We start from the raw sequence: 12,756 nt of genomic DNA on the forward strand, positions 1-12,756 counted from the left end.
GGTACCCTTCTCCTTTTGCCAGACGCGATCTCCCGATTTTTGGGAGCGCCGCCTCCTGCCTCAAGTGATGGAGTGTTCCGTGGCGGAATTCATTCGATTTGACAATATTACAAAATTTTATGGCCCGCTCTGCGTGGTCGAAAACCTTGATCTCGGCATCGATAAGGGCGAATTCGTCAGCCTGCTCGGCCCCTCCGGTTCGGGCAAAACCACACTGCTGATGATGCTTGCCGGTTTCGAGCAGGCAACCTCCGGAAATATTCTGTTGGACGGTACAGCCATCAACAACGTGCCCACCTACAAGCGCGACATGGGCGTCGTGTTTCAAAGCTACGCGCTGTTTCCGCATATGTCGGTGGGAGACAATGTCGCCTTCCCGCTCCAGATGCGCGGCATGAACAAAGCGGAGATTGCACAACGCGTGGCGCGTGCGCTAGACATGGTGCAGCTATCAGCCTTCGCAAACCGTCGCCCTTCGCAACTGTCCGGTGGCCAGCAGCAGCGTGTGGCACTGGCCCGTGCGCTGGTCTTCGAGCCCCGCGTCGTTCTCATGGACGAGCCGCTTGGCGCGCTCGACAAGCAGTTGCGCGAACAGATGCAGCTCGATATTCGCGACCTGCATCGTCGTCTCGGCCTGACCATCGTTTTCGTTACCCATGACCAGTCTGAAGCGCTGACCATGTCTGACCGGGTTGCGGTGTTCAACAAGGGCAAGATCGAGCAGATTGGAACACCGCGACAGGTCTATGACGAGCCCGCGACGAAGTTCGTCGCGGAGTTCATCGGCGAAACCAATCTGGTCGAAGGCGTCGTTGAAACGATCCAGGCTGGGCAAGCGGTGGTGCGACTACCCTCCGGCGCTGAAGTCGTGTCCGTCGTTTCCGCCAATGTTTCCTCCGGCCAAAACGTCTATGTTTCCATTCGCCCTGAACGGGTCGATCTCACCGAGGTCCGTGGTGATGCGCGCAACTGCCTGGAGGCGGAGGTAACAGACTCCGTTTATCAGGGTGATCATTTGCGGGTGCAGTTGCAGAATGCGTCGCATCAGCTGATTGCGAAACTGGGGCGTCGGTCACGGGAGTTTCAGCCGGGGACGAAGGTCTATGCCGCCTTTTCAGCAGATGATTGCCGGGTCATAGCACCATGAGCGCAATCACCTCCCGAACCAGCCGGTCGCTGCTGTTGCTTGCGCCGTTGTTGATTTTCGTTATCGGCTTTTTCGTCTGGCCACTGTTCAGCATGATGTCGCAGTCGGTGTCAGATACGGCAGTGCTGCGCCTGTTGCCACGTAGCGCCGAAGTGCTGCCGGAATGGGACCGCATATCCCCACCGACCGCTGCCATGCAAACGGCGTTGATGGATGACTTGAAGGCCGTCAATGACGATCAGGCATTGGGTGATATGGTGCGTCGTCTCAACAGCGCGCGCTCTGGTTTCCGCACGCTGATGTCCAAAACCACCAGCGCGCTCGGAGAGCCCGCAAACCCGCCAGCCGATCTCGTTTCCATAGACAAGCGCTGGGAAAAGCCCGATTTCTGGCTGGCCATCGCCGATGCGCTCTCGCCGCTGACCGACCGCAATCTGCTGGCTGCCGTCGATCTCGGTCGTAACGCTTCAGGCGAAATCGAACACCTGCCCGCCGATCAATCGGTCAACCGCGTCATTCTCGTGCGCACCTTCTGGATTGCAGCTCTCGTCACCTTCGCCTGTGCCTGTATCGGCTTCCCCTACGCGATCATTGCCGCATCACTGACCGGCTGGAAACGAGACCTTATGCTGGGAGCCGTATTGCTGCCGCTCTGGACCTCACTTCTCGTGCGCACGGCGGCCTGGTTCATTCTGTTGCAGGAAAAAGGGCTGATCAACGATGCTTTGCAGGCAATCGACCTGATCGATGGGCCGCTGCCACTGATCTTCAACCGCACAGGCGTCATCATCGCCATGACCCATGTGCTTTTGCCGTTCATGGTGCTACCGATCTATTCCGTGCTGATCACCATACCGAAAAACCTTATGCCAGCAGCAGCATCTCTTGGCGCTCATCCGCTGCGTGCCTTTCTGCGCGTGCTTCTGCCGCTCAGCCTGCGCGGTGTTGCTTCGGGCAGTCTGCTCGTCTTCATTTCAGCCATCGGCTATTACATCACGCCTGCGCTAATCGGCGGGCCGGGCGATCAGATGATCTCCTCGATCATCGCCTTTTATGCCATCGGCTCGGCAAATTGGGGCATGGCGGGAGCACTGGGCGTCGTGCTGCTCATCGCGACATTGCTTCTCTACAGTGTCTATGCGCGGCTTTCTGCCGAAGAATCGGAAAGGTATTGAGCCATGCCGATGAAACTCACCAAATTCACCTTCGCGGCACTGGCCATGCTGTTCCTTGTGGCACCGCTCATTGCCATCCTGCCGCTCGCCTTCACGTCGAGCGTCATCCTCACCTATCCGATACCATCCTGGTCGCTGCGTTGGTTCGAAGAGCTGTTCACGGCGGATGCCTGGCGGCGCGCCATCGTCAATAGCCTGATCATCGGCACCGGTACGACCCTGCTCGCAACAGTGTTGGGCACAACAGCATCACTCGGTTTGCGCAACCGGCTCATCTTCTTTCGTGGAACGATGAGAACGCTGTTTCTTCTGCCGATGGTCGTTCCAGCCGTTGTCCTCGGCGTCGGCATGCAGGTGCTGCTTGCGCGGTTTGGCCTGACGAACAGTTATCTGGGCGTGATCATCGCACACACCGTCGTCGCCGTTCCTTTCGTTGTTGTGAGCGTTACCGGTGCCTTGAACGGCATCGACAAGCGCGTAGAGCTTGCCGCAGAGAGCCTTGGTGCTTCTCCAATTACGGTATTTCGACGCGTGACTTTGCCGCTTGCCATGCCGGGGGTTCTATCGGGGGCCGTTCTGGCTTTTGCAACCTCGCTTGATGAGGTGGTGCTGACACTTTTCGTGGCAGGTCCCAATCAGAGAACGCTTGCACGGCAGATGTTTTCCAGCATCCGGGAAAATATCAGCCCCGCAATTGCTGCCGCCGCTTTCCTGTTTATCGCCGTCACGGTCATTGTCGGCGTGATCGTCGTCATGTCTCGGCTGATGCTGGCGAAAAGGCTTGGTCGGGCGTAGTGGCAGCGTTACGCTGCCACTACATTTCAGACATTAGAAACGATAGTTCACGCCACCCTTGACGACATTGTCGCTCAGGTCTGTGTGGGATGCGGAACCATTGGCAAAGGTGCGCACGTCACCGGTCGCAACATAATTATATTCGACCTTGCCGGAGATTTGCGGCGTGAAGCGATGCTCGACGCCAGCGCCCAGCAGATAGCCTTCCTTCATGCCATCAGGACCTGTGACTCCATTGCCATCACGCAGACTTGTGACTGTCACACCGGCCGTTCCGTAAACAAGCGTCTGGTCGAGCTTGACGCCAGCCTTTGCCTTTACGGCAGCGCGCCAGCGCTCCTTCAGGTGACCATTGGGAACTTTAACCTGCGCATCGCCAAGATGCGTGGCTTCGACTTCACCGCCGACGACTGCAGATCCCAGGTCATAATCGTAACCCGCCTGCGCACCCAGTGCCAAACCCTTGCCGCTGCGGAAAGGATTTGCACTTGGCATCGCCGCGCCAATGTGACCGCCGACGTAAGCACCCGTCCAGGACGTCGAGGCGGGGGCTTCGTTGTAGGCAGGAGGAGCCTCATAGGAGTTCAAATCTGCAGACATTGCAGGAGCTGCTGCAAACGAGACCAGCAAAACGGTGGCGAAGGATTTCAGACCATAGGACATTTTATACTCCATACATTGTCCGCCCACTTGACGATGAGAGGGCTTAAGGCATTTGCAGAGCTACCCCGGACAGGCACCTCGTTGACGCCCGTTATGGCGGGAAATCATGCGAAGATAAGGCAAAATCGAGATTTCATTCGAATTTGACTAAAAGCTTAAATGTATGATTAACAATGGGTTAATCAGGTCAACCCAACCGTGATTGAGGCTTGCGATGCACCCTACAAATGCCGTTCCGCGGTCAGCTCAGCACCAGATGTCCCGGCGAAACCTCGGTATAAAGCCTCGTGGGCGCCTCGTACCCCACAGGCCTGACCGGGCTTTTCAGCTCGTCCGTGCCAGCATTGCGGCGAATTCCACGCCGGGCCGGATCGGGCACTGGAACCGCCGCCATCAGCTTTTTGGTATAGGGATGTTGCGGGTTGGCGAAGATATCCGCGCGGGGGCCGATCTCGACGATCTCGCCCAGATACATGACGGCCACGCGGTGGCTGACGCGCTCTACCACCGCCATGTCGTGGCTGATGAAGAGGAAAGCGATCTTGAACTGTTCCTGAAGGTCCATTAGCAGATTGCAGACCTGCGCCTTGATCGAAACGTCCAAGGCGGAAACGCTTTCATCCGCCACAATGACCTTGGGGTTGAGCGCTAGCGCTCTGGCAATAGCCACGCGTTGCCGCTGGCCGCCTGAAAACTCGTGCGGATAGCGATCCATCATCGCAGGTGAGAGCCCAACCCTCTCCAGAAGATCAGCGGCGTTCTTGCGCGCCTGCGACGATGTTGCCGTGCGATGCTTGATCATTGGTTCCGCCACGGCAGCGCCAACCGTCATACGGGGATTGAGGCTGGAAAACGGGTCCTGAAAGATCATTTGCACGCTGCGCCGCATGGCGCGAAGCCCTTGCGGATCCAGCCGCAAGACGTCGTAGCCATCAAGCGAGACTTCGCCCGACAGTGGTTCGACCAAACGCGTGATGGACCGACCAGTCGTGGATTTACCGCATCCGGATTCACCGACGAGCGAGAGGGTTTCGCCCTGAAACAGATCGAAGCTGATATTCTCCACAGCATGCACAGCACCTGTCACGCGCCCGAACATTCCCGACCGAATAGCAAAGCGTGTGACGAGATTTTTGACCGACAGAACCGGCGTCATTCCACCCATAACCGTATCGCCAAGCTCAGGGCTGTCGCCCACAGCACCCGTCGTCATATCGACTTTTGGAAACCGCAGTGGCCGCTCATGTCCTTCCATGGAGCCGAGTTTCGGCACCGCCGCCAGAAGCGCGCGGGTATAGGGGTGCGATCCACGATGGAAGATGTCGGCGGTTTGTCCAGTTTCCACCTGATCACCCCGAAACATCACGATTGTTCTGTCGGCGATCTCTGCGACCACGGCCATATCATGGGTAATGAAGAGAACGGCCATGCCCTCTTCTTCCTGAAGCGTCTTGATGAGATCGAGGATCTGGCCCTGGATTGTCACGTCGAGCGCCGTGGTCGGCTCGTCCGCAATCAATAGCTTGGGACGCGATGCAAGTGCCATGGCGATCATCACACGCTGGCGCATTCCGCCGGAAAACTGGTGGGGGTATTCGTCAAAGCGGCTGGACGCATTGGGAATACGAACCTTCTCGAGCAGACGGATCGTCTCGGCTCTCGCCTGCGCTTTGTCCAGCCCCTTGTGACGAACGAGAACCTCGGAAATCTGCCGCCCAATCGTGAAGACGGGGTTGAGCGACGTCATCGGCTCCTGAAAGATCATAGCGACGTCGTTGCCACGCACATGGCGCATGTCGTGTTCGGAAAGCGACAGGATGTCCTTGCCGTTCAACTCGACACTGCCTTCGATCCGGCTGTTCTTAGGGTCCAACAAGCGCATGAGGGACAGGGAGGTCACGCTTTTTCCAGACCCACTCTCGCCGACAATGGCGACCGTTTCTCCTGCCTTCACCTCAAATGACAAATCTCGAACGACGCTTTTCCATTCATCATCGATCCGGAAAGACGTGGTCAGATTCCGGACGCGAAGAACTGGCTCTTCATTGCGCTCACTGTTTGCGGCCATGCTCATCGCCCCACTGCATAGGCTTGCATCAGGCGTGGTGTCGCTGCGGCCCGCAACAGACCATCCGCGTCACGTCGAGCCGCCGTCAAACGGCCGACTGTCCATGGATCAGCAGGCGTAATATCGTGCCCACGCTGCTTCAACTCATCCAGAACACCCTGCCCGATACTTGTCTCGATCATCACATTGCCGGGCTGTCTTGTCCGTGGATAGAAGGAGCCGGGGAAGTGCGACGTGTGGAACAGCGGCAGGTCGATGGCTTCCTGAAGGTTGAGGCCGAAATGCGCGTAGCGCAGGAAGAAGGAAAGCTGCCACTGATCCTGCTGATCTCCACCAGGCGTGCCGAAGGCAAGCGTCGGGCGACCCTCAAACAGGGCAAGAGAGGGCGTCAATGTCGTGCGCGGGCGCTTGCCCGGCGCAAGTGAGGTCGGCAACCCCGGCTGGAGCCAGAACATCTGCGCGCGCGAATTGAGGCAGAAACCAAGGCCCGGCACGATGGGTGAGCTTTGCAGCCAGCCACCAGACGGTGTGACCGACACCATGTTTCCTTCGCGGTCGATGACGTCGATATGGACGGTATCGCCCCGCTTTTCGGTGAGATGCGACATCGTCGGCTCATAAACCGCGCCGGTGCCTTGCATGGAGTTGAGCATGGAAAGTGTCAGGTTCCGCTGATTATCGAAACCGGGAATGAGGCCCGGCCTCAAGTCCATCGAAGCCTGCTGCGTTATCAGTTTACGACGTTCGTCATTATAGCCATCGGACAGCAAGGTTTCGACCGGAACCTGCGCGAATTCCGGATCGCCGTAATAGACTTCGCGGTCGGCATAGGCGAGCTTCATGGCTTCCACCACCGTATGCACAAAGTCCGGACCGGCGGGGTCCATTTTTGCGATATCGATGCCCTTGAGAAGCGCCAGGGATTGCAGCAGAACAGGCCCCTGCCCCCATGGTCCGGTCTTGGCAATCGTCCAGCCATGATAATCATAGGTCGTTGGCGCTTCTATCGTCGCGTGCCAATTGGCCATATCGTCGGCGGTCAGCACACCCTTATGGCGCGCGCCGCTCGCATCCATGACTTCGGCGTCTTTCAGATAGTCGGCGATCTTTTCGGCGACGAAGCCGCGATAGAAGGCATCGCGTGCCGCCTCTATCCCGGCCTCACGGTCGCTCGTCGCCTCTGCCTCTTTTACGATCCGCTTCCACGTCTCCGCTAGAACCGGGTTCTTGAAGTTGGAAAATGGCTGCGGCACGGAACCGCCCGGCACCCATGTTTCATAAGACGTCGGCCATTCCTTTTCGAAGAAGTCTGCCAAGCCAGCGATAGAGGCCGAGACACGCGGCAACATGGGGTGGCCGTTTTCCAGATAGTGGATAGCTGGCTCCAGCACCTCTCGCACGGTCATGGTGCCGTAATCACGCAGCATCAGCATCCAGCCATCGAAGGCACCGGGAATGACGGTCGACAGCAAGCCGTCGCCTGGAATGATGTCGATGCCTTCGCTTTTATAATGTTCGATGGTCGCACCGGCAGGTGCAGGGCCCTGCGCGCAGATAACCTCCACCTTGTCCTTTTTCTTGGAGTAGATCACCGCGGGCATATCGCCACCCGGACCATTCAGATGCGGCTCGAGCACTTGCAGAACAAAGCCGGTGGCGACAGCAGCGTCGAAAGCATTGCCGCCTTTTTCGAGCATGCTCATGCCAACGGAAGAGGCGATCCAGTGCGTGGAGGTCACGACGCCGAACGTACCGAGGATTTCGGGGCGGGTTGTGAATGCAGTCATGTCTATGTCCTTCGGTCCGTAAATGTCAGTGTTCGCGTGGGTCGAGCGCATCGCGCAGGCCATCGCCCAGGAGGTTGAAGCCGATAACCACGAGGAAGATTGCGGCGCCCGGCCACATGGCCATCCATGGCGCTTGTGAAAGGTAGTTCTTGGCCACGTTCAACATCGATCCCCAGCTCGCCGCCGGAGCCTGCTGGCCAAGGCCCAGAAACGAAAGGCTGGCTTCTGCGATGATGGCAGTGGCCACCGTCAACGTTGCCTGCACGATGATCGGCGGTATGATGTTGGGCAGAATGTAACGCAGCATGATGTCGTGGTGGCCGAGACCAATCGAACGCGCGCCCTCGATGTAATCTTCGGTTTTCACCGCCAGAACCTGAGCACGCGTCAACCTGATGAAGATCGGCATGGCGGAAAGACCAATCGCAATCATTGCATTGCTAAGGCTTGGGCCCAGAAATGCGGCAAGCGCAATCGCCATGATCAGGAAGGGCATTGCCAGAAAGGCTTCCGTGATGCGCGAAATGACCTGATCGATCCAGCCGCCGAAATAGCCCGATACAAGCCCCAGCGGCACACCCGCCGCAACCGCGATGGCAACGGAAATCACGCCCGCCATGAGCGAAGCCTGTGCACCCCAGATCATGCGCGAGAGAATGTCTCGCCCGATATCATCCGTGCCCATCCAGTGCGCGAGCGACGGTGCCTTGCGGATTGCACTCCAGCTTGTGGCATAGGGATCAGCCAGCGGCAAAAGCGGTGCGACGACAGCCAGCAGCGCGAAGAATGTTATGATGATCAGCCCGGCTATGGCGCTTTTGTTGCGCTTCATTTTTTTCCAGGCGCGGCTCTCGGACTTTTGGGCGACTGGACCTGTCTCTATGGCGGCGCTCATATCGCAGTCCTCATACGGGGGTTGAGCAACACGGTGACGACATCGGCCAGCAGGTTCATGAGAATGAAGCCGACAGCGGTGCACAGAACGACGCCCTGGACGACGGCGTAATCACGCGTGAAGACGGCATCGACGATGAGTTTGCCGAAGCCCGGAATGGTGAAGATTTGTTCGGTCAACACGGCACCGGCCAGCAGTTCGCCAAACAACAGCGCGGCAAGCGTGATGATGGGCAAAAGCGCATTGCGGAAAGAATGGCTGAAAATGACCTGCCAGTTGGAGAGACCCTTTGCGCGCGCCGTGCGGATGTAATCCGACTTCATGACGGACAGCATGGCCGAGCGTGTGTGCCTCATCAACGTTGCCGCCAGGGCGTTTCCCAGAACGAAGGACGGCATGATCATGGTCTGGATCGACCGTACGGGATCAACGAAAATCGACTCGTAGCCCGATGCGGGCAGCCATCCCAGCTGCACCGAAACCAGGAGAATAAGCATAATGCCCAGCCAGAAGTTCGGGATCGAAAGTCCTGACAGCGCGACGATGTTGGAGACATAGTCGATCCATGTGTTCTGCTTGACCGCGGCCAGAATACCAATCGGTACGCCGATAATGAGCGCAAAAAACATCGACATGAGCGCAAGCTGGATCGTGACAGGAAGCTTCTGGCCGATCAGTTCAAGAACCGGTTGGTTAGTTCTGAGCGAAATTCCGAAATCACCCTGCAACACGGAGCCGAGCCAATAGAAATACTGGTAGATGAAAGGATCATTCATCCGGTATCTCTCCCGTAAAAGCTCGATAACAACAGGGTCGCGCTCCTCACCCGCCATGGCGAGAATAGGGTCTCCGGGAAGCAGTTTTTGCAGAGAAAACACGAAAATGGAGATGATGAGCAGCGTCGGAATGGCCACCAGAAGCCGCTTGCCGATGTATATGTGCATGGGATGATCCTTGTGGCGCGCAGGCCGTGTCGGGATTTCCCGATACGCGGCACGCACCACGCATCGGGAAAACAATCGTCGTCTTACGAACCCTTTTTCACGCCGGTCAGACGGATCATGCCATCAGAGGAAGGCTGGAAACCGGTGACGGCTTTCGACGTTGCATAGAGATAGGCCTGGTGGCCCAGATAGATCAGCGGAAGATCCTCATCGAGAATCTTGGTCGCCGCGTCATACTTCTCTTTGCGCACCGCATTGTCTGTCGAAGCACGAGCTTCGTTCAGCAGCTTGTCCACTTCCGGATTGCAATATTTCGTGTCGTTGATGCCGCCTTTGCAGGTCACGAACTGGTGGATATTGCCATCCGGGTCGGACCGGCCCGACCAGTCTGAGCGCGAAAGCACGTAATTGCCTGCCGTCTGCTCGGACAGCAGCGTCGCAAATTCCGTTGCCTTCAGCTTTACGTCGAAGCCCGCTTCCGCCACCATGGCCTGAATGACCTGCATCATCTGGGTCTGTGTGGTGTTGTTGGCGTGCTGCAACTCGATTTCGAAGCGGTCGTAGCCAGCCTCTTTCATCAGCGCCTTTGCCTTTTCAACATCGCGGGCTAGCACCGGGATATCCTTGTTGAACCACGGGCTGGTCGAAGGCCAAGGCTGATTTCCAGCCAACGCAGTTCCCTCAAACACGACCTGATTGATCGCCTCGCGGTCGATCGCCATCGAAAATGCCTGACGCAAACGCTTGTCCTTGCCGAACGGATTGTCGGCACGCGCGCCATTTCCAATATTGGCATACATGGCCATGTAGCCGGGACCGACAACCTCGCCATAGGTCAGCTTCGGGTCGTCCTTGACCGATGCGGCGTCAGCCGCGGAAATGCGCTCTGCCATATCGAGGTCACCGGCGCGCAGATTGGCGAGGCGCACGGTCGTATCCGGGATCGGAAGGAACGTGACCTTGTCGAGGAAGATGTTGTCCTTGTTCCAGTAATCCGCGAACTTCTCCAGCACGATGCGGTCCTGCTGAATGCGTTCGACAAATTTGAATGGCCCCGCGCAAACCGGCTTCGAGCCGAAATTGGCGCCAAGCTCTTTTCCGGCCTTCGGAGAAATCATCATGCCCGCGCGGTCGGAAAGCTGCGCCAGAAGGCTCGCATCGGGGCTTTTGAGGGTAAACTTGATCTGATACGGAGCCGTTGCCTCGACTTTCGCGACCGAGGCAAGCTCGCTCTTGCGACGCGATTCCGGCATCGTCATGTTGCGTTCGATGGTATAGACGGCGGCTTTAGCATTGAAAGGCGTTCCATCGTGGAAGACAACGCCTTCACGCAAATCCATGGTCAGCGTGCTGCCATTATCACCCCAGGCCCATTTCGTTGCCAATTGCGGAACGACCGCCAGGTTGTTGTCGAGATCGACGAGCTTGTCGCACATGCTGGTGTAGACGAGGCGTCCGACGAAGGTGCGGGACTGGGCAGGGTCGAGCACATCGGCATCATCCTGCAAACCGATACGGATGTCTGCCGCGTGAAGTGTGGATGAAAGGAGTGCTGCTGCCAGCACGTAACCGGAAAATTTTATCTGTCTTTTCATGTCTTTGTTCCTCTGGTCGGTTTGTGTGGCAGCCGGTTTTCCGGTTCTTGCCGTTGCGGAGGGGCTTCCCCGCATCTGTCAGTCAGCCATCTCCCTTGGATGAGTGATCAAGGTGATCCATGGAGGTCTGGCGGATAAGGCGTTCCTGAAGCGTCAGCAGATGGTTGCGCATCGCCTCACCCGCTTTGGACGGGTCACGTTCGGCAATCGCGTCGATAATCTCGTCGTGCTGGTCGCGCGATTCCTTCAAGGTCCTGTCAATGCGGCGGGCGCGTTCTCGCACCGCCTGCCAGGACGGGTCCTGGCGAACGCGGTTCACCACGTCGAACAGCGAGAGAAACAGCTGGTTTCCGGCACTTTGGGCAATCAACCTGTGCAGCGAGCCATCCCACAATTCACGCCAGTCGGCATCCGTGCGCTCATAAATTTTGGAGCATGTCTCGCGCATGCGGGCGATATCGGAAGGCTTGGCGCGCATGGCTGCGAGCTGCGCCAACTGCGGCTCAAGACGAAGGCGAACCTCCATGATCTCCATGAAATTGGTTCCGTCAACGAGGCTTGCCGCATGGTCGCCCCAACTGTCCGGCTTTTGACCGAGAAATGTGCCTGCACCCTGCTTGCGCCAAATCAGACCTTCCGCCTCAAGCACTTCCAGCGCCCGACGAATTTCGCGCCTGCCCACGCCGAGACGCTCCGATAGCGTCCGCTCGGTCGGCAATTTCCCGTCTCGACCGAAGGCGCTAACGGCAATTAGCTCACGCAATCGCTCGAGTGCGTAATTGGCGTTTTCCGGTCCGAGGATTTTGGAGTTATCGGTCATTGGTTCGTACCAATTATCTATTGGTTCAAATCAATCCGTAAAAAGAGGAAGCGTCAAGCTTAATTTTTGATCGTGCGCGAATTTTATGCATTGACGCTAAAGTGCGAGACGTGGACGCTCTACTGGGTCCGCGATGCAATCCGGTTTTTCATGGCGCGGACAATGGTCGCATCGGTCTGCTTGATTGCAGAGGCGGAGAAGCCAAAATCGACGACCGCAGGGTTGTTTGAACCGACGCTCGAGGAGCAAGAGGAATGCACTTCCGAAACATCGAGCTTAGCAAGCAAACTATCGATCGTCTTGAGATTCACGCCAGAGCCCGGCATGATCGAAATCCGCCCGGCAGCAGTCTTTATCGCCGTCTTGAGGTCATCAATTCCATCTGACGCCGACACCGCACGACCCGAGGACAATATTCTCTCGAAACCACAGGATATGGCGATCTCGATTGCCTCTTCCATATCCGGCACGAGATCGAAAGCGCGATGCAAGGTGCGCGGCATGGAGCCGATCACCTCTGACAATTGCATCAAAGCGTTCTGATCCAGCCGCCCATCGGGCAGACTGGCGCCGAAAACAACACCTGCGATGCCGCAGGATGCCGCAAACCTTATATCGTCTTCCATGACCGCCAGTTCGTCGGCGGAATAGACGAAGTCACCGACACGCGGTCGGATCATCGCGTAGCAGGGCACGGGTGAACGTCCGGCAAGGCTCATCAACCCCACCGATGGCGTCAGCCCGCCGACGGAAAGCGCGCTGCAAAGCTCGATCCGGTCCGCACCGCCTTTGATTGCGGCTTTGAGACCGGCAATGTCATCGACACAGACTTCCAGCAAAATATCAGCCATGGGAGACCTGAAGCAG

11 protein-coding genes are annotated in these 12,756 nt (G+C 57.6%); 3 read left to right on the top strand and 8 right to left on the bottom strand.

What is annotated here, in order from left to right; translation table 11 throughout:
* Positions 1-67: 67 nt before the first annotated feature.
* From ABUK73_RS09560 to ABUK73_RS09570, 3 genes are read left to right on the top strand one after another with little or no spacing between them, the layout of a single operon-like run.
* Entirely contained in the window at positions 68-1,147 is a 1,080-nt protein-coding gene (locus tag ABUK73_RS09560; protein WP_454892356.1) for an ABC transporter ATP-binding protein, read from the top strand.
* Positions 1,144-2,322 carry an ABC transporter permease gene (locus tag ABUK73_RS09565; RefSeq protein WP_353577074.1) on the top strand — a complete coding sequence of 393 codons (1,179 nt, stop codon included), beginning with the start codon at positions 1,144-1,146 and terminating at the stop codon, positions 2,320-2,322. Before ABUK73_RS09560 ends, ABUK73_RS09565 begins: the two co-directional genes overlap by 4 nt.
* 3 nt (positions 2,323-2,325) lie before the next feature.
* The gene (locus tag ABUK73_RS09570) at positions 2,326-3,117 is read left to right on the top strand and encodes an ABC transporter permease (protein ID WP_353577075.1); all 792 of its coding nucleotides are present in this window, start codon (positions 2,326-2,328) and stop codon (positions 3,115-3,117) included.
* A gap of 33 nt (positions 3,118-3,150) precedes the next feature.
* Here the strand turns inward: ABUK73_RS09570 and ABUK73_RS09575 are convergent, their stop codons facing one another.
* From ABUK73_RS09575 to ABUK73_RS09610, 8 genes are all read right to left on the bottom strand, one after another.
* Complete coding sequence (locus ABUK73_RS09575; protein WP_353577076.1) at positions 3,151-3,780, bottom strand: outer membrane protein; 630 nt, start codon at positions 3,778-3,780, stop codon at positions 3,151-3,153.
* A gap of 241 nt (positions 3,781-4,021) precedes the next feature.
* Entirely contained in the window at positions 4,022-5,848 is a 1,827-nt protein-coding gene (locus ABUK73_RS09580; protein ID WP_353577077.1) for an ABC transporter ATP-binding protein, read from the bottom strand.
* A 2-nt stretch (positions 5,849-5,850) separates the two neighbouring features.
* Complete coding sequence (locus ABUK73_RS09585) at positions 5,851-7,635, bottom strand: gamma-glutamyltransferase family protein (protein WP_353577078.1); 1,785 nt, start codon at positions 7,633-7,635, stop codon at positions 5,851-5,853.
* A gap of 25 nt (positions 7,636-7,660) precedes the next feature.
* Positions 7,661-8,530, bottom strand: a complete 870-nt coding sequence (locus ABUK73_RS09590) for an ABC transporter permease (RefSeq protein WP_353577079.1) — start codon at positions 8,528-8,530, stop codon at positions 7,661-7,663.
* Positions 8,527-9,474 (bottom strand): ABC transporter permease, encoded by a 948-nt coding sequence (locus ABUK73_RS09595; protein WP_353577080.1) that lies wholly within the window; start codon positions 9,472-9,474, stop codon positions 8,527-8,529. Before ABUK73_RS09595 ends, ABUK73_RS09590 begins: the two co-directional genes overlap by 4 nt.
* An 83-nt stretch (positions 9,475-9,557) precedes the next feature.
* On the bottom strand, positions 9,558-11,069 hold the full coding sequence (locus tag ABUK73_RS09600) for an ABC transporter substrate-binding protein (protein ID WP_353577081.1): 1,512 nt from the start codon (positions 11,067-11,069) through the stop codon (positions 9,558-9,560).
* Between the two features lie 82 nt (positions 11,070-11,151).
* Positions 11,152-11,889 (bottom strand): FadR/GntR family transcriptional regulator, encoded by a 738-nt coding sequence (locus tag ABUK73_RS09605; protein ID WP_353577082.1) that lies wholly within the window; start codon positions 11,887-11,889, stop codon positions 11,152-11,154.
* Between the two features lie 119 nt (positions 11,890-12,008).
* Positions 12,009-12,740: a copper homeostasis protein CutC gene (locus ABUK73_RS09610; protein ID WP_353577083.1), complete on the bottom strand. Its 732-nt coding sequence runs from the start codon at positions 12,738-12,740 to the stop codon at positions 12,009-12,011.
* Positions 12,741-12,756 lie beyond the last annotated feature (16 nt).

It is taken from the genome of Agrobacterium vacciniicorymbosi (assembly GCF_040427045.1).
Taxonomy (GTDB): Bacteria; Pseudomonadota; Alphaproteobacteria; order Rhizobiales; family Rhizobiaceae; genus Agrobacterium.